Source organism: Thermodesulfovibrionia bacterium, assembly GCA_030646035.1.
Classification (GTDB): Bacteria; Nitrospirota; Thermodesulfovibrionia; order UBA6902; family UBA6902; genus JACQZG01.
In genome coordinates, this window is record JAUSMY010000051.1 from 24975 (window position 1) to 43626 (window position 18652).

The following is an 18652-nucleotide window of genomic DNA, read 5'->3' on the forward strand; positions in this document are numbered from 1 at the left end:
TATGGCAAGACTGAGAAGAAGATACGGCATGTTGATTAACCTGAACAAATGTATCGGGTGCTATGCATGCCAGGTTGCCTGCAAACTGGAACATAAAGTGCCTTTCGGAGCATTCCGCTGCAGGGTTGAGACGTATAAAACCGGTAACTTCCCTGATCTGAAAAAAATCTTTATCCCCCGGCTATGCAACCATTGTAGTAACCCTCCCTGTATAAATGTGTGTTCGGAAAAGGCGCTCACAAAAAATAGTGACGGGGTTGTGGTATTTAATAAAGAGCTCTGCGTTAACTGTCAGCAATGTTATGAGAAATGTCCATATAATGCGATCGATACGAATTCAGGCGAGCCTCAGAAATGCGATTTCTGTTATGAAAGGCTGGAAGCCGGAGAGATCCCTGTCTGCGTTAAAAGCTGCATGGGCAAGGCCATATTATTCGGCGACCTGAAAGACGGCAGAAGCGAGATATCAAAGGTTCTTAAAGAAAAAAGCCTCTTTGTTATAAAAGCTGAGGAAAAGACAGGGCCTTCGGTCTTTTACCTGTATAAAGGCGAGACAGGCTTTACTCCTTTAATGCCTTATGAATTAGACGAAAAAAGCATCTCTTCCAATGCGGGATCAAAGCAGGAGGCTCGTCAACCAAGGACATCTTTAAATCTTATAAACACCGCTGATGTCATGTGCCCTTCAGAATGCGGCATCTCTGTAGAAGTGCAGGACGGGGTTGCAAAGAAGATCTATGGTAATCCTCATTCACTCATAAATAACGGGACGCTCTGCGCAAAAGGGGCTTCCGGCCTGCAGCTTACATACTCTCCTCACAGGATAAAGACCCCTCTAATGAGAACAGGAGAGAGAGGTGAGGATAAATGGAAAGAGATCTCCTGGGATGAGGCATGCAGCATTATAGCGAAAAAACTGATCAGCTTTAAACGGGAGCATGGGCCTGAATCTGTCTTTCTGGATGTCGGCGATGTGACCGACCGTGAAGCATTTTACCGGTTGTTTCACGCATTCGGCACTCCGAACACGTTCGACCACGGAAGCGTATGTGACCCCAACCGTAAATGGGGACAGGGCATCATGCTTGGCGATGAGAGGCCCCTGCCTGATCTTCAAAGGCCGTTTCTGATTCGAGGTGATGATAATAAAACCTGTCTGAAGTATGAATATGATACAAAGCTTATGCTGAGTATCGGCTCCAACCCGTTTGTCGCTACAAGATTCAACTATATGTCAAACGGCATTCCCGGGGCCAAAGAGGGGAACGGCTGTAAATATATTGTTATTGATCCTGCCCATACCAGCTCTGCTTCAAAGGCTGATATCTGGCTCCCTATCCTTCCGGGCGCAGACGCCGCACTGCTTGCAGGCATGCTTTACTTCATAATCAAACAGGACGACCCTTCAGATAAGGAAAGAAGGTACATGGATCATGAGTTCATTGAAAAATATACGATAGGATGGAATGATTTCAGGTACGCATTTCTCCTTCAGTCTGAAATTGTCGACCCTTCAAATGGCCATAAGTTTTTTACTTTGGAATGGACAGAAGAAAAGACAGGCATAACAAAGGGGAAAATAGAGCAGGTTGCTCACCTTTTAGGTATTACAAAACCCGCTGCTATTGAGATAGGCATGCACGGAACCGCCCATCATACAAACGGCGATGTGACTTCCATAGTTATGTCAGCCCTGTGCCTTATAACAGGGAACATGGATGTTCCGGGAGGGGTTGTCTTCATAGATTCACAGAAGGTAAAGAGAGGAAATAAGACTACGGGTAAGGCATTTTTAAATAAAGAAGCGGTCAGGAATATTAACGGCAAAGATGTCACAGGCATGCTTTCAGAATTAAAAAAAGATCTGTACGGAGATTATCCTGCTGCCTGTAAGGGAGTTGTGACCGACCTGCCTAAAAATATCAGAGAAGGCGTCAGGCTTAAGCACGGCCCTTTTAAGGGACATGAGTATCCTGTTAAGGCATTTGTAACAAGAGCGGGGAATCCTGTGATCAGCGCAGGCAGCACTCCGGACTGGATAGACGCTTTAACTTCAAAAGGCGAAGACGGGGAATACAGGCTTGGGCTGATAGCCTATATTGATACTCACATAAATGTTACAGGCAAGTTCGCCGATATCGTCCTTCCGGAGGCAGGTTATCTTGAGAGGATGGGTGTGAGCAATGTCTTTACCATGAGCCCTGAGATTGCATTAAGGGATCAGGTTATCAAACCGCTTCATAATTCCAAAACAGATTTTGAGATGATGATCGCGTTATCCGAGGCGCTTATAAATAACAATGACCCGGATATCCGGGCTGAAGACTTTGGCAGTCATTATAAAAACGAGGAAAGCTTCATAAATGAGATACTCAGCGAGGCGCCGGGTTTTTACAATATAGGCGACCCGCTCCCATATCCTGACCTGCCCGAGGGGTGTCAGATATTGGGAACACCCGATAACCCAATGGCTGTTTGGGGCAGTAAGGTAATAAAGGATGGGGCGCTTCTTACTGTTGAATGGCTCAGGAATAATAACGGGGTTGCGGTATGGCCCTCATCTTATTACAGGTATAAAAGGGCTGACGGCTCTCCTTCAGGGATATATCCGGCAACGCCGTCAAAACGCTTTGAGTTTAAATTTGGGTACACAGAAAATATCAACAGGCGTTTTGGAACCGATCTGCCGACAACCTTTTATTGGTCAGAGCCTCAATGGAATCCGAAGAGTTTGTCATGCAAAGAGATAAGCAAAGAATATCCATTCCAGTTGATTAGCGGCAGGGTGCATCATGCAATGACCATGACAGCTATCTGCCCATATCTTGCAGAGACAGAGACAGAGTGCATGCAGCCTCTGAATGATAAACTGCAATATCATATGCCTGATATCGGCAGCTCTTCAGTTCTTTATGGTTTACCCAATGATAAAGATCTATCTTTTAAGAAAGGCACAGTATCAATTCCTGTTCTTGCTATTAACACATCTGACGGGAAAGGCCTGAATTTAAGGGCCGGGGATATTGTGAGCCTTGAAAACCCTCTCGGCAAAAGGGTTAAAGGCAAGGTCTTTTTAACCGATGAGATCATGCCGGGTGTCATCAAGACCGCCTTTGGCCCGGGAGGGCAGAAGGCCTCCGGCATAGGCTTTTTCACCAATGTTTCTGATTACACGCCTAATATAAATGATCTTACAGACCCGAACAATATAAGCCCTTACACCGGGATGCCTGGGTTTGGCGATATTATGGTAAAGGTGATAAAAGAACAACTTTAATATTTTAGTTAAGTGTCTTGCAATGTCTTATGATTATGCGCTTCTCCTTGACAAAACAGCTTTTTCTTTGAAATACTTAATACTTGCTACCCCTCGCAAATTATTTATTATTAATAATCCGGAGGCCTGAGGATTGATCAAATTCATTAATGTAAACAAGTGGTTCAAAGACCACCATGTTATAAAGAATGTCAATCTTGAGATATCAAGAGGCGAGGTTGTTGTTATATGCGGGCCCAGCGGTGCCGGAAAGAGCACCCTTCTCAGAACCATTAATAAGCTTGAGCCTATAAGTAAGGGCGATATAGTTGTTGATGGTTTTCATATGTCTGACCCTGCCACAAATATTACTGCCTTAAGGGCTGAGGTTGGCATGGTATTTCAGAGCTTCAATCTTTATCCTCACATGACCGTAATAAAAAATATTATGCTGGCGCCTACAAAGGTCAGGAAGATCAGTAATAAAGAAGCTGAGGAGAGGGGCATGCAGCTCCTTGAAAAGGTGGGACTGGCCCATAAACGCGACAGTTATCCGGTGCAGCTTTCAGGCGGGGAGCAGCAGAGAGTTGCCATTGCAAGGAGCCTGGCGATGGAACCCAAGATAATGCTCTTTGATGAACCGACTTCCGCGCTTGACCCGGAGCTGATAAACGAGGTTCTGGACGTCATGGTCTCGCTTGCTGAAGAGGGCATGACCATGGTTGTTGTAAGCCATGAGATGGCATTTGCGCAGCAGGTTGCCAACAGGGTTGTCTTCATGGACAATGGCGAGATAGTAGAGATAGGCGTACCGCCTAATATCTTTGTTGATCCGCAGCATGAAAGGACAAAGACCTTTATGAGCAATGTCCTGCACATGCCGGTCTTTTGTTACAATGAGGAAAAAGAATAGCCTGCCTTTATCATAGTTCAAGTATTTCACATCATTCTGCTGCGATTTTCATATGCAAAACCAGGTAAGTTCGTATGTTGTGTTTAACAGTATATTTGACTTTTCAGAGGCATTAACGTAATTTAAGTATGTCGCGGGGTGGAGCAGTCTGGTAGCTCGTCGGGCTCATAACCCGAAGGCCGTCGGTTCAAATCCGGCCCCCGCTACCAAACAAATTCAAGGACTTACGGTTTTCCGTGAGTCCTTTTTTTGTTGAAAAAGCGGGTTTTTCTAACGGATTTCTAACGGGATCACAAGATTTCTCTAATAACTCAGCCTGTTGCCTGTTGAAATTTTCGTCATGGAACAGGTGTCCGTAGGTATCCATTGTTATCTGGATCCCGGCATGGCCCATCTGTGACTGAATGTATTTGATGTTCTGGCCTGAGCGTATTCTAATGCTTGCGTTGCTGTGTCTGAGACTGTGGAATGATACTTGTCTTAAGCCCGCCTTCCTTAAAGCCTGATTGAAATGTCTGCTGACAACATTGTCGTGTTGAGTGAGACCGCCTGCTGCACTTGGGAAGACTACATCATGCTCAGAGACAGGACTGGCCAGTTTCCATTTTTTTAATTCACGGATAAGCCCGTCTGTCATGTCTATCTTGCGCGTAGATGTTTTTGTCTTGGTGGTTTGGAACTGTTTATTCCATAATGATCGCCGCACATAAATCTGTTTTGAGTTCCAGTCGATATCGTCCCATTTAAGGCCCCAAAGTTCTCCAGCCCTCATTCCGGTAAGGAAACCTGTCAGAAACGCTATCCTGTAGTGATTAGTAGCGTGTGAGAGCAGTATATTGACCTCGTCAGGACTCAAGATATCAATCTCCTTTTTTACAACTCTCGGCCTTTCTACATATTCGGCTGGATTATGCCTTAGGTATCCCCAACGGTAGGCATGTTTAAACATCAGCTTGAGGACGACAATCTCATTACATACGGTTTTAGCCTTTACTGATTTGAGTCTGTTTGCAACGAAGGACTGTAGGCTCACTGTCGTAATCTCTGTTAGACAAACAGGTCCGTAAAGTGGTTTCAGGAGCCGGGTGATGATGTCCCTGTAGCCCCTCTGTGTTGATGGCTTTGCTTTGGGCTCAACATAGTTTTTCAGCCACAGATCGGCGAACTCGCTGAATGTTGTCTTTGGGATCTCTTTGTAGGTGCCAGCGTCAACTTCTCGCAGCCTGTCATTCAGCTCTCGCTGGGCGTCCTTCTTTGTGTCGCCACCTCTGAACCATTTACGCTTGCCGCGGATGGGGATTACGGCATAAAAAATCTTACCTTTCTTGTGAATGCTTCCTCTCAATTTTCACACCTCCTTTTTCATTCTCTTTAGCTGCTTACTTCTCTTAGGTTCACCTCCCTTACGTAAATCCTTTTCTACATAGTCCAGTAGAAGTTGCAGGGTTTTGCTTGGTATTCGCTCCCCCCTTTCCAAATAATATATGTGATTTCTGGATACCCCCAAGAGGGCTCCAAGTGTTGCTTGAGATAGATGATAATCCTCTCTTATTAGCTTAATTTCTTTTGGTTTCCAATCTTTCATAGCCATATTATATGTTAACACAGTTAGCAATATAATGCTATTTATTATTATTTAAAGATTGACAAGATTGAGGTAACATTGTAAATTACCTCAATAAATCATTATTGGGGTTATTGCAACTATGGTAAAAAAAGCTAAGCCACCTAAGCAGAAGAACAATAATATTTTAATTCCAAGGAGAGTCAAATCATTATTGGATGCAATGAATGACGGTAATGAATATGAAAGCATAATATCTTTAGTGCCAGAAAATAACAACCTTGTTCCAGAAATACAACGAGCGATTAAAGATATTGAAGATATAAGAGGGAAGCCTCTTCTTTGTTATGTTGCTAATGTTGTTCGTCCTGTGCCTGATACTTCTATTCTTAGTAGCGATGATCTACCATTCAATGAGATGGTAAACAAAGTTGCCCCAGGCATATCTGATATTGATATTATGGTCGTAACGGCAGGCGGTTCGGGACAACAGGTTTCTCAATTTGTAAATACGTTAAGGCCAAGATTTGATAATGTTGAATTTATATTGCCATATATGTCTATGAGCGCGGGAACGTTGTGGGTTTTATCTGGGGATAAGATTTGGATGGATGAAAGGGCATATATTGGTCCTATTGATCCACAAGTAAGAATTCCAGATGGAAGATTTATCCCTGCACAATCATTATTGATACTTCTGAACTTTATAAGAGAAGAAGGTGAAAAACACTTAAAAGAAGGGGTTTCTCCTCCTTGGGATTTGATTCGCTTAGTTGATAATATTGATGCAAGACAATTAGGTGATGCAATAACTCAATCTGAATACTCTACAAAACTTGCTACGGAATATTTAGAGAAATATAAATTTAAGACATGGGCTACCCATTCTTCAACCGGTGCAGAGGTTACCCCAGAAGACAAACATAATAGAGCCAAAGAAGTAGCCGAATTATTTTGTTCAAATGCTTATTGGAAATCTCATGCACATGGAATAACAAGAGATATTGCACAGAACACATTACGTTTACGCATTGATGAGATTGAATCAGTTCCAGGTTTGGAAAGAGCTGTTAGAAGATTATGGGCTTTGCTTTACTGGACTTTTGATCGGGGCGCAGCTTGCAAACTCATAGTATCTCAGGACTATGTCCTTGTAAGACATGCTACAAATGTGTAAGATAAAAATAGGAGATGTTCATGAATAATGACTCAATGAAAAAGTTAGGATGGTCTCAAGAGTTAATTGATTCTGTTAACAAGATTAAGACTATCGTAGATAAGGGTGCTGTGAATGATAAAATTATTACTGAAAGTGATTTTTTTAAAATTATTAGCACAGTAAGCACCTCTATCAATACAAGTTTATCTTTCCCAGCTGGCAATTCTCAGGTCGGACTTAAATCATAGAGGCGAAACTCTTCCCACCTCAAAAACACAGTTATCAAAGAACAGTAAAACTTACCTAATGACCTTCGGGTATTAAACCTTAAGGTCGCTAAAATAACACAAGTAAATCAATATGTTACACAGGTCTTCTAACCGATTTCTAACGGTTTTCCATTGTTTTTCATCCACTGCATGACAGCATTCTTAGAAAACCGCAAGGATCGGCCGGCCTTCATATAGGGGAATACTCCCAGGCCATGCTTGGAATTATTTACCCACTGATAGATTTGATCTTTCTTTTTGCCGATGAGTTTGGAGACTTCTTCAACAGACAATATTTCATCTTCCTGTTGTTGCGGTGTATGCAAAAATGGTTTTAACATCTCAAACAGTGCCGATGCTATTGCCGCTAAGTCCTCTTGTTCAAGTTCAGTCTTCATATGTTATCTCAACCTTGCCCCTGACCCCACCGGGGTACGCCACCGTATCATGCCGCCGTCTGTATGATGTGGATGGGGGATGTAATCAACCCGCCCGCGCCCGCGAACCTTAAAACTTAGGAAACCGAAGTTTAAATTTTTTTTGGATATTTTCCGCCATTAAGCCAATCATATTGATATCACCTGTTTTGTTGCTGGAACCCCTTCTCTCGCCACGATTTCAGGCAATAAAGCACATTTTTTTTGCCGTCTACCTAACCGTAGTTCCCATAAAGGACAACTGACGGCTGAACACATCTTTACTTCATGCTTTTGGCCGAGACAACATACGAGGCAGAAAGTCCGAATCTTCTTGAGTGTTGATCGGCTGCCTCTACCGAAGCGCAGATTATGCAGAGGACATGCCGCATCGTCACATTCTTTGACCTGTCCCGGCTCAAATCCTTGACAGTCCAAGCAGCGAAGTCTTATTTGCTTTAAAGGTGTGCGCGGTTTCATGAGCGGATACCTTCGTGTGCTTTAAAAAGACTTGTTACAAAATCATACAGGGGGTGGCGATATATAGAATACTCTTCAAAAAGTGAAATGGTTTTCATCGTGAAACACTCTCTACAGCTTCAATTTGTGAAATAACTTTACTATCAGAGGCCTTATTATTTCCTTTTTTGAAGCTATGCGTTTCATTTTTTGAAGTAGCTTTTACCTTCTGTCTTGGGTTAAAGCACCTCCATTCTGTTTGTTCAAAATCTTTATTGCCGTATTTCTCCCATCGCCGTGAAAGCTTAAAAAGGTTATAGCTTTTTCCATCAGAGCGAAGGCCTCCCTTATCTACGGGATCAATAAAGCCTTTTCTGACAAGCTCCTGGATAACTTTGCTGAAGGTTGAAGCAGAAAAGCCGTATCTCTCGCCTTCGGAATACGAAAAGGTAAATTCTAAAAGGTATCGTTGAGGGTCATGATAAATTCCCTTGTACTTTCCAATGAAGTAAGGCAAAGCTTTAGATGCCGCATAGGCTACGTCTCTATATGCTTTGCTGTTCAGCATATCCCAGGCCAAAGGAACAAAAGGTGGTAATTTATTACTCGATTTTGTCCAACCCACTGAAATTCTCCTTTGTTCCGTCTCGTTGAAAATATCTGACCTTTCAAGGTGTTTATTGAAAATGCAAATCTTGATGTATCGACTATTACACCGGCGTTATATTTAGCAAGTTTTATAGCATTTCATCCGATTTGTAATGAGTCACAATAACTCTAAATTGTTACTTATGTGAGCAAAATTATTTTGCTATCGCCTCATATAAATATCTTATTGCCAGTTTTTTATCTTCATCAGTTAGTGTTTGCTTTTGAAGAAGTTCTATTGCAAGGGATATAAAATTATCATTTAATCTTTTTCGCATATTCCATTCTCTTGAAAATAATACATCCATATTATTTTCTATATCCCTTCTTATTTTCAGTATAGATGGGTGCCTACTCTGCCTCTGCTTCCAGAGAACGTAGTATCTATTGAACTCATTGAAATGTTCAATCAATAACTTCTTAAAATCTTCCTCCGTGTTCCACTTTCTTAATAGTCCATAAGAAATACCAATTTCTTCAGATATCTTTTTCTGAGAAATGCCTCTCAACATATGTAAAGATGCCTTGTATTTATTAAGAGAAAATCCTATTGGATCTCCTTTGGGCGTATTTTTCCTTTGAGGCTCTTTATAGATACTTACCTTATCATCAATAAAATATTTTAAAGCTTTTTTGTAATCGGCTGCCATGATAGTAACAATATCATGATTATGTTACTTTTGTCAAATCATAAATTTTCCTATTAATAGATACAGGCAGGCGAAAAACTTCGTAAAATTTATATTGCACCATTATCAATTAACGAAGTGAAAGAAAAACAACAAATCTTAGATACACTGATATGTTCAAGCAAATTATCACATACAGAGTATTTGTAATCCATAAATCAGTAGATATGTTAGAGACTATATTTTGACTGCCTGTAACGAACATGCTTCTGTAATATTTTCCTTGCTGTTTATCAGCTATTAGATTAAAATTATGCGTTGGATTTTAAGGAGAAATCCAAGAATTAATTTTGAAGCTTGCCCCTGATCCTGGTTATTTCAATATTTATACGGAAAAACCGTAATCTATGCATATGAATAATAAATTTTTCGAGAAACCAATCCTAAACTCTCCGTATGAATATCCCAAGCGTCACTGGGAACTTGATGTAGACGGCCAACCAACGCAAGAAATCATCGAGACTCGTCGCCGGGCAGAGTTCATTACACCGATACCAAAACCCAGAAAGCGCAAAGACAAAGCAAAACAAGAACAGATGGTTTTTGACGAGGGTAAAGGGCTTTCAACAAAAGACCAGCAATATGACCCCACGTCGATCATTAATCAGCTGCGCCAACACATAGATCAATGGCGTGCATTGCCCAATCCTAACCACTGGCAGGTGACACCCGAAACAGCACGTCTATTGCAGCACTGGCGTCATCACTTGTTCAGCGGAATCCGGCCATTCTTTTGTCAGATTGAAGCTGTTGAAACTGCTATCTGGTTGACCGAGGTGGCTCCAAATGATAAGGCGGGAAAAGGTATCCTGGACCATCTTGCCAACGCCAACAACGATGCCAATCCTGACCTTATGAGACTGGCTCTGAAATTGGCAACCGGCGCAGGAAAAACCACCGTAATGGCCATGCTGATTGCCTGGCAGACTATTAATGCTGTCCGCCGTCCCAATAGCAAGAAGTTCACGAGGGGATTTCTGGTTGTCACTCCCGGATTGACCATTCGCGACCGGCTGCGTGTGCTCCAGCCGAATGATCCGGACAGCTATTATCAGAGCCGCGAACTTGTGCCCGGCGATATGCTTGCCGACCTTGATCGCTCAAAGATCGTTATCACTAACTACCATGCTTTCAAACTGCGTGAACGTTTGGAGTTATCGAAAGGCGGGCGCTCTCTGCTCCAGGGAAGAGGTGAAGACTTGCACACTCTGGAAACTGAAGGGCAGATGCTCCAACGGGTAATGCCGGAACTGATGGGAATGAAGAGCATCATGGCACTTAACGATGAAGCGCATCACTGTTACCGTGAAAAGCCCACCCATGATGACGAGGATGAAGAACTGAAAGGCGACGACAGGAAGGAAGCTGAGAAGAACAATGAGGCTGCACGTCTCTGGATAACCGGCCTTGAAATTGTAAAACGTAAGCTCGGCATCAATCATGTCATAGACCTGTCGGCAACACCTTTCTTCCTTAGTGGCTCAGGTTATGCCGAAGGGACATTATTCCCCTGGACGATGAGCGACTTCTCTCTGATGGATGCCATTGAATGCGGAATCGTTAAGCTGCCTCGCGTGCCGATAGCAGATAATATTCCAGGCAATGAAATGCCGATGTTTCGCAATCTATGGGAACACATCCGCACTAAAATGCCGAAAAAGGGACGGGGCAAGGCCGATACACTGAACCCGCTTGACCTGCCGCCACAATTACAGACTGCACTGGAAGCACTCTATGGGCATTATGAAAAAACCTACAACCTTTGGCAGCAGAGTGGAATTAAGGTGCCGCCATGTTTCATTATTGTCTGCAATAACACCTCTACATCCAAGCTGGTGTACGATTATATATCAGGATTTCAACGGCAGAACAAGGACGGCACAAGCCAGCTCGAATTTGGCCGTCTGCCGTTGTTCCGCAATACTGATGAACACGGTAATCCGCTTGCTCGTCCAAACACACTGCTCATTGACAGCGAGCAACTTGAATCCGGCGAAGCGCTCGACGATAGCTTCCGCAGTATGGCTGCTGATGAGATTGAACGCTTTCGCCGTGAGATCGTAGAACGCGGAGGGAAGCTCGCTGATGAAATGCAACAAGGCAAACAACTCGATGACGTGACTCTTCTCCGCGAGGTTATGAACACAGTAGGCAAACCCGGCCAGTTAGGCGGAGCGATCCGTTGTGTTGTCTCTGTCTCTATGCTCACCGAAGGTTGGGATGCCAACACCGTAACCCATGTTCTCGGCGTGCGTGCCTTTGGCACTCAGCTTCTATGCGAGCAGGTCATTGGGCGTGCTCTGCGCCGCCAGTCCTACGATCTTAATGAGGATGGATTGTTCAATGTCGAATATGCTGATGTGCTCGGTATTCCTTTCGACTTCACAGCAAAGCCGGTGATAGGGCCGCCACAGCCTCCTCGGGAAACTATACAGGTCAAAGCTGTTCGCCCTGATCGTGATTCGCTGGAAATCCGCTTCCCCCGTGTTGCCGGATATCGTGTTGAGCTTCCTGAGGAACGGCTGAGCGCAAAGTTCAATGATGACTCTGTGATGGAGTTGACCCCTGAGCTGGTTGGTGCAACGGAAACCAGAAACTCCGGGATCATTGGCGCATCAATTGATCTTAACCTCATTCATACCGGAGATATAAGGCCTTCACAAGTTGTTTATGAATTAACTTCACACCTTGTTTTGACAAGATGGCGCGATGCTAACGGAGAACCGCAGCTTCATTTATTCGGACAGTTAAAGCGCATTGCCCGGCAATGGCTTGATAACTACCTTATTTGCACGGGGAAAACATATCCGGCTCAGCTTAAATACAAGATGCTTGCTGACATGGCGTGCGAGCGTATCATGGCGGGGATTAACCGTGAGCATATTGGCAGTAACCCCATTAAGGCCGTTCTCGATCCATACAACCCCGTTGGTTCCACCCGCCATGTAAATTTTAATACATCAAAAATAGATCGCTGGGAGACTGACTCCCGTCGCTGTCACATCAACTGGATTATTCTTGACAGTGATTGGGAGGCCGAGTTCTGCCGCGTGGCGGAGGCACATCCGAAGGTAAAGTGTTACGTCAAGAACCACAACCTCGGGCTGGAAGTGCCATACCGCTATGGCTCCGAGACGCGCAGATATATCCCTGACTTCATCGTGCAGGTGAATGACGGTCACGGTGAAGACGACCTGCTGCATCTTATCGTCGAGATCAAGGGTTATCGGCGTGAGGATGCCAAAGAGAAGAAGGCTACCATGGAAGTTTATTGGGTACCGGGAGTAAACAACCTCGGCAGTTATGGCCGCTGGGCCTTTGCCGAGTTTACCGAGGTCTATCAGATAGAGGCTGATTTCAAGGCAAAGGTTGAAAGCGAGTTTGACCGAATGATCTCTGGGGTCGCCAACACGCCAGCCGGGGCAGATGTATGAACAGTCCTTCGCACTCTTTCAGCAGACAGATAGACGAGGAACTGTCTAAGATGTTGCAGATTTCCATACATATTATAGATGACATGTATAGAGAACACGCCTTTTCTATACATGTGGAGCGTATTCTGACCGGAGAATCCATGCGAGGAGATACTCAATAATTATGGCTAAGAAACCAACTACCCGTAAAACCGTTGAAACCCTCAAGCACGAAGAGGCGACTCGCAAAAATATTCCTACTGCCGAGCACCAGTCTGTCATGTACGACAAGGAGAAAAGCGCTGTTCGTGTGGCTTATGAGCGTCGCAACCGCGATCTCGATCCGCAATTAGTCTGGCGCGGCAAGGATGAGAAGGACTGGTCTGACCTGGTGGTCCATGCTCCCCCGCTTTATATTCAGGAGAAGGTGCAGCCGAAGGTGCTGATAGATGATCTGATAAATCGAAGTAAGTCGGACGCAAAGTCTGCAGAGCCTCAGATTGATCTCTTCGCCGACTTCAACGGTCTCCCAAGCGAGAGCGCTAAGACCGAGTTTTATCAGCACGATGCGCACTGGGCCAATCGGATGATCCTTGGTGACAGCCTGCAGGTCATGGCGTCTTTGGCTGAGCGGGAAGGACTGCGCGGCAAGGTGCAGATGATTTATTTTGATCCGCCTTATGGAATTAAGTTCAATTCAAATTTTCAATGGTCAACCACCAGCCGGGATGTGAAGGATGGCAATGTTGACCATATCACCCGTGAACCGGAGCAGGTCAAAGCGTTTCGGGATACATGGCGGGATGGGATTCATTCGTATCTGACTTATCTGCGAGATAGGCTAACAGTAGCGCGCGATTTATTGACCGATTCCGGGTCGATCTTTGTGCAGATCGGCGAGGAAAATGTACATCTCGTTAGGAGTCTCATGGATGAAGTCTTTGGGGGAGATAATTTTCTCGCACAGATACCTTTTATTAAAACAGTTGGTAAAGGGGGGGCTGGGCTGGACTCAGTTAATGACTACATTCTCTGGTATTGCAAGGCTAATGGTAACTCAAAATATCGTCAGCTTTACCGTTTTCGCAGCAAGAAGGCACTTGACCAGGGATATACATGGGTTGAGGAAGAAGACGGCATTCGTCGTCGACTTACTGCTGTTGAAAAGAGAGATGAAACCGACTCAATGGAAGGCCGTCGTTTTATAACTGCACCACTTGTTTCTCAGAGTGGAGGAGAGAATAGCGCTTTTAATGTTCAATTTCAGGGGGCTGATTTTAAACCTTCAAGAGGGACTTTCTGGAAGACAAATCTTAATGGCTTCAGAAACCTAATCAGGGCTTCTCGTATACTTGATGTCAAAACTACTTTGACATATGTGCGCTATGCTGAGGATTTTGCTGTAGTACGATTCACGAACTGGTGGGATGATACTAAAGAAAGCACTTTTGCTACAGATAAGAGTTACGTAGTTCAAACATATGCGAAAGTTATAGAACGCTGCATCCTTATGGCAACAGACCCCGGCGACTTGGTTCTCGACCCAACCTGCGGCTCCGGTACCACCGCCTATGTCGGAGAGCAATGGGGTCGTCGCTGGATAACCATTGACACCTCACGCGTTGCGCTTGCACTCGCCCGTGCACGCATCATGGGTGCACGTTATCCTTATTACCTGCTTGCAGATTCCAAGGATGGTCAGCAGAAGGAATCAGAAGTTACTCGCACCGCGCCATCAAGTAAGCCTTCGCGCGGTGATATTCGTCACGGCTTTGTGTATGAGCGCGTGCCGCACATTATGCTGAAATCCATTGCCAACAATACTGAGATTGACGTGATATGGGAGAAGTATCAGGAAACTTTGGAGCCGCTACGCGATCAACTCAACAAGGCACTGAACAAGAAATGGGAAGAATGGGAAATCCCCCGCGCTGCTGATGAAAAGTGGCCGGACAAGACAAGGAAGATACATACCCAATGGTGGGAGCAGCGTATTGCACGACAGAAGGAGATCGATGCATCTATTGCCTCCAAGGCGGAATTCGAATATCTTTACGATAAACCGTATGACGATAAAAAGAAGGTCCGTGTTGCCGGGCCATTCACAGTTGAAAGTCTTTCACCTCATCGCGTACTGGCCGTAGGAGCTGATGATGAATTGATCGACACCGTTTCGGAAGCAAAAGACGGCTACGGCGGAGAACGTGATTTTGTACAGATGATTCTGGAAAATCTCAAGACCGCCGGGGTACAACAAGCACACAAGGAAGACAAGATCACCTTCACATCTTTAACCCCATGGCCGGGCTATCTAGTCTGTGCCGAAGGACGGTATGAAGAATCAGGCAGCGAAAAACGCGCTGCTATTTTCATCGGCCCCGAGTTCGGCACGGTCTCTCGCCCTGATCTCGTCGCTGCAGCGCGCGAGGCTGGTGATGCAGGTTTTGATGTGCTGATCACCTGCGCCTTCAACTACGACGCTCACTCTTCTGAATTCAACAAGCTCGGTCGCATCCCGGTACTCAAGGCGCGCATGAACGCTGATCTCCACATGGCAGATGATCTAAAGAACACTGGTAAGGGCAACCTGTTTGTCATCTTCGGTGAACCCGACATAGATATTCTCGATGCCGAAGACGGACAGATTAAGGTCAAGGTAAACGGCGTTGATGTCTTTCATCCAAATACAGGCGAAGTCCGCAGCGACGGCGCTGAGGGCATAGCCTGCTGGTTCATCGACACCGATTACAACGAAGAGAGCTTCTTCGTCCGTCACGCTTATTTCTTAGGTGCAAACGATCCCTATAAAGCTCTCAAGACAACTCTCAAAGCCGAGATCAACGAAGACGCCTGGGCGACTTTGAATAGTGATACCTCCCGCCCATTTGATAAACCTAAAACCGGACGGATTGCGGTGAAGGTGATTAACCATCTGGGGGATGAGGTTATGAAGGTGTTTAAGGTGGATTGATTGCATACATATATGAATATTGAGAGTAAACATATTACTGCAGCCTACTTGAAGCTTAAGCGTTTTGTCTACTATGACAAAACCAATTTAAATCTTAGGCATCGCCTTGCAGAATTTGAATGTGACACTTCATTTCAAAATAACCTTCGTAACGTCTTAAAAGTAATAAATAGCGACAACCCACTGCAAACGAGAGCATTTAAGAGCTGGCTGAATGAAATTAGTTTTCGAGTTGTTCCCAAAAGTTTTCAAGATAGTAAAGTCAACGTAGATGATGATGGTAGGTTTATAAGTAACGTAACCTCAGAAAAGGAATTTTGTGTTGAAAAAGTAAACTATTTCTTTGACGGCCCGATAGAATTACATCTCATCTCCGTATTATGGATTATGTTTGAAGGTCAAATCCTTGATAGACAACTTGGAACGGAGTGTTATGGAGCACGTCTTGAGGAGGGTCTGGATACTTCCCACGACCAATCTGCACGTCTTTTCCGTAGGTATCACGAGCTATATGCCCGCTGGAGGGACTCAGGGATTCGTAAAGCTAAACATCTCCTTACTGAAGAAAAAACGAGCATCTGCATTCTCGGCCTGGATGTCCAAGAATATTATTACCACATACGGCTGGACTTTCAGAAAATAGCCCAATCCATCTATAAAAATGAGCCTGGAGATAATGGAAAATCAAAATCTAAGGTTACCCCAAGCACGTTACTCAAATGCCTTGAAGCAATTTGCGTGGAATATCAAAAACAAATTGCGCCTCTTCACAGAATAACTCATGAACACATTTCGCCTAATACTACAGGACTTCCAATTGGTCTCTGCTCATCGCCATTACTTGCTAACTGGTATCTACGTGACTTTGATAAAGCGGTCAAGAAGTTTATTAGACCTGCCTACTATGGCCGTTACGTAGATGATATTTTATTGGTAATTCCAACAGAAGATGATCTATCAAAAGAGAAGTCGCCTGTTTCGTCATTTATCAATCGCCTTATGGTCAAAACTGGCATATTGTTTGAACCTCACGAGAAACGCTATGAAATAGCCAATCCAGAGGGACTTTTTCTTCAGTTAGATAAATGTATCCTGCAGTATTTTGATTCTAATCACTCTATTGCTGGTCTTGAGAAGTTTCAGAAAAAGCTGGAAGAAAATGGGAGTGACTTCTTGCTTATGCCTGTGGATGAGACAGGTAACTCTCTGGAAGATATTGCCTACGAGCTTTTGTATGATGGGTCAGTCAATAAATTTAGGAGTGTGCAAGGATTAACAGAAAACCGATATGAACTTGCAAAGCACCTAGCCAAACAAACCATACTGCTTTTGCTCACAGATGATCCTCCTGACCCTAAGATTAAATTTGAGCTACAGAAATTTTTCAAAGGTAAGAATGCAATTAAGTTTCATGATCTATGGGAGCGAGTTTTAACATTTCATCTTATTGCTAATGACTCAAAAGCAGTAAGAGCTTTCACGAAACATTTACAATCACAGATAAAGCATGTGTGCTACAAAGATCAGTCGTCCATTACGGAACATTTGGTAAGCAATCTCAAAGAGCACCTGGCTCTTGCACTTGATATGGCAAAAGCACTTGGTGAATTAGACTTACTATTTCCCGAGAATGATCAATCGACGGTGAAAAATATATTCCGACATGCAAACTTAATAAGACATCACTTTGTAAGAATTCCCCTTCTCAACTACACGACTTATTCTGGTTCACTAACTTCACGTTCTTTTAAAAAAATGGTGAAAGTTGATTCACACAAGCTGGAGTTGTCTCCTCGATACGTTAACTTTGATGAATGCCTGTTGCTAGCAGACAGTAGAGATGTTGCACTAAATAAGAATCAGCCATTTCAATGGGCGCAAAATATTTACAAGATGATTAATGGACATGAAGTAGATCAGGGTATAGAGTGGATTTCGATTGAAGTGAATGAAAAGGACGTTTATGACTAAATTTAATAAAATCTCAGTAGGTCTGGATACCCCAGATCTTCATGAGAGCATCCAGATTGCGATTGCGAATGTTCGTGTGTTAGAAGATCAGATTGAGGCAAGCTATCTGGGACGTCCAACTCTGACTCGGCAGCGTTTGAAGCTAGTGAACAATCTTCTCAATGATATATCAAGCTATGGCAAGGGTAGTGGAAGAAAAATAGACCTTCTCATTTTTCCAGAGGTAAGTATTCCATATGCATGGGCACCAATGATTGTTGCATGGGCGAGGAAGCACAACATTGGAGTTATTTGTGGCCTCGAACATCGTGTAGACCGACTAAACAGAGCACTGAATGAAGTTCTGGCAGCTCTACCTTACAAAGCAAGGAATAATCACATGGCATGTGCACCTATCCGGCGATTAAAGCGTATATACTCTCCCGAAGAGGAATTTGTATTAGAGGGTGAAAATCTGGAAGTGCCAACAAGGAAAGATCCATACCAGCTATTTCAATGGCGAGGAGCAAGCTTTGCTATCTATAATTGCTATGAACTAGCAAGTATCGAAGATCGAGCTCTTTTTAAAGGAAAAGTAGATTTCATGGTTTGCACGGAATTTAATAAGGATGTTAATTACTTTTCTAATATCGTAGAGTCTGCAGCAAGAGACCTGCACTGCTACATTATACAAGTCAATGATTCACAATTCGGAGACTCTCGAATCGTAAGCCCTTCAAAAACAGAGAAAATGAACCCGCTTCGCATAAAGGGTGGTGAAAACCTTACTTTTCTTACAATGAGACTGAATTTAAAGGCACTTCGTGATCACCAGAGAAAGCGCTATAATCTCCAGAAAGATTCAAAGGTTTTCAAGCCAACTCCTCCAGGGCTCAAGAAAGCAGACGTGATGGTTAGGATTAGACTTGGAAACTGATATAGATG

Annotated in this window: 13 protein-coding genes and 1 tRNA gene; 9 read left to right on the forward strand and 5 right to left on the reverse strand. The window is 43.9% G+C overall.

Features of this window, described 5'->3' with window-relative positions; genetic code table 11:
• The first annotated feature begins 1 nt into the window (after window position 1).
• The 3 genes from Q7U10_07900 (at window position 2) to Q7U10_07910 (ending at window position 4378) form a co-directional block, all read left to right on the forward strand.
• Window positions 2-3277, forward strand: a complete 3276-nt coding sequence (locus Q7U10_07900; GenBank protein ID MDO8282530.1) for a molybdopterin-dependent oxidoreductase — start codon at window positions 2-4, stop codon at window positions 3275-3277.
• A 133-nt stretch (window positions 3278-3410) separates the two neighbouring features.
• Window positions 3411-4169, forward strand: coding sequence for an amino acid ABC transporter ATP-binding protein (locus Q7U10_07905; GenBank protein ID MDO8282531.1), 759 nt, complete (start codon window positions 3411-3413; stop codon window positions 4167-4169).
• A gap of 132 nt (window positions 4170-4301) precedes the next feature.
• Window positions 4302-4378 (forward strand) — tRNA-Met (locus tag Q7U10_07910).
• Here Q7U10_07910 and Q7U10_07915 read toward each other — a convergent pair.
• On the reverse strand, window positions 4357-5514 hold the full coding sequence (locus tag Q7U10_07915; GenBank protein MDO8282532.1) for a tyrosine-type recombinase/integrase: 1158 nt from the start codon (window positions 5512-5514) through the stop codon (window positions 4357-4359). The two genes, Q7U10_07910 and Q7U10_07915, sit on opposite strands and share 22 nt — an antisense overlap.
• 3 nt (window positions 5515-5517) lie before the next feature.
• Window positions 5518-5760 carry a helix-turn-helix transcriptional regulator gene (locus Q7U10_07920; GenBank protein ID MDO8282533.1) on the reverse strand — a complete coding sequence of 81 codons (243 nt, stop codon included), beginning with the start codon at window positions 5758-5760 and terminating at the stop codon, window positions 5518-5520.
• Window positions 5761-5875: 115 nt separating this feature from the next.
• On the opposite strand from Q7U10_07920, the gene Q7U10_07925 reads away from it, so the two are divergent.
• Complete coding sequence (locus tag Q7U10_07925; protein MDO8282534.1) at window positions 5876-6910, forward strand: hypothetical protein; 1035 nt, start codon at window positions 5876-5878, stop codon at window positions 6908-6910.
• A 20-nt stretch (window positions 6911-6930) separates the two neighbouring features.
• Complete coding sequence (locus tag Q7U10_07930) at window positions 6931-7140, forward strand: hypothetical protein (GenBank protein ID MDO8282535.1); 210 nt, start codon at window positions 6931-6933, stop codon at window positions 7138-7140.
• Window positions 7141-7268: 128 nt separating this feature from the next.
• Here the strand turns inward: Q7U10_07930 and Q7U10_07935 are convergent, their stop codons facing one another.
• The 3 genes from Q7U10_07935 to Q7U10_07945 form a co-directional block, all read right to left on the reverse strand.
• Window positions 7269-7559 carry a helix-turn-helix domain-containing protein gene (locus tag Q7U10_07935; GenBank protein MDO8282536.1) on the reverse strand — a complete coding sequence of 97 codons (291 nt, stop codon included), beginning with the start codon at window positions 7557-7559 and terminating at the stop codon, window positions 7269-7271.
• Between the two features lie 592 nt (window positions 7560-8151).
• Complete coding sequence (locus Q7U10_07940; protein ID MDO8282537.1) at window positions 8152-8661, reverse strand: hypothetical protein; 510 nt, start codon at window positions 8659-8661, stop codon at window positions 8152-8154.
• Between the two features lie 178 nt (window positions 8662-8839).
• A complete protein-coding gene (locus Q7U10_07945) occupies window positions 8840-9334 on the reverse strand; it encodes a hypothetical protein (protein ID MDO8282538.1) in 495 nt (164 codons plus the stop codon).
• Window positions 9335-9726: 392 nt separating this feature from the next.
• Between Q7U10_07945 and Q7U10_07950 the strand changes: the two genes are divergently transcribed.
• From Q7U10_07950 to Q7U10_07965, 4 genes are all read left to right on the forward strand, one after another.
• Window positions 9727-12807 carry a DEAD/DEAH box helicase family protein gene (locus Q7U10_07950; GenBank protein MDO8282539.1) on the forward strand — a complete coding sequence of 1027 codons (3081 nt, stop codon included), beginning with the start codon at window positions 9727-9729 and terminating at the stop codon, window positions 12805-12807.
• A 163-nt stretch (window positions 12808-12970) separates the two neighbouring features.
• Entirely contained in the window at window positions 12971-15757 is a 2787-nt protein-coding gene (locus tag Q7U10_07955) for a site-specific DNA-methyltransferase (protein ID MDO8282540.1), read from the forward strand.
• A 12-nt stretch (window positions 15758-15769) separates the two neighbouring features.
• Window positions 15770-17728 carry an RNA-directed DNA polymerase gene (locus tag Q7U10_07960; GenBank protein ID MDO8282541.1) on the forward strand — a complete coding sequence of 653 codons (1959 nt, stop codon included), beginning with the start codon at window positions 15770-15772 and terminating at the stop codon, window positions 17726-17728.
• A complete protein-coding gene (locus Q7U10_07965; protein MDO8282542.1) occupies window positions 17721-18644 on the forward strand; it encodes a hypothetical protein in 924 nt (307 codons plus the stop codon). Before Q7U10_07960 ends, Q7U10_07965 begins: the two co-directional genes overlap by 8 nt.
• Window positions 18645-18652 lie beyond the last annotated feature (8 nt).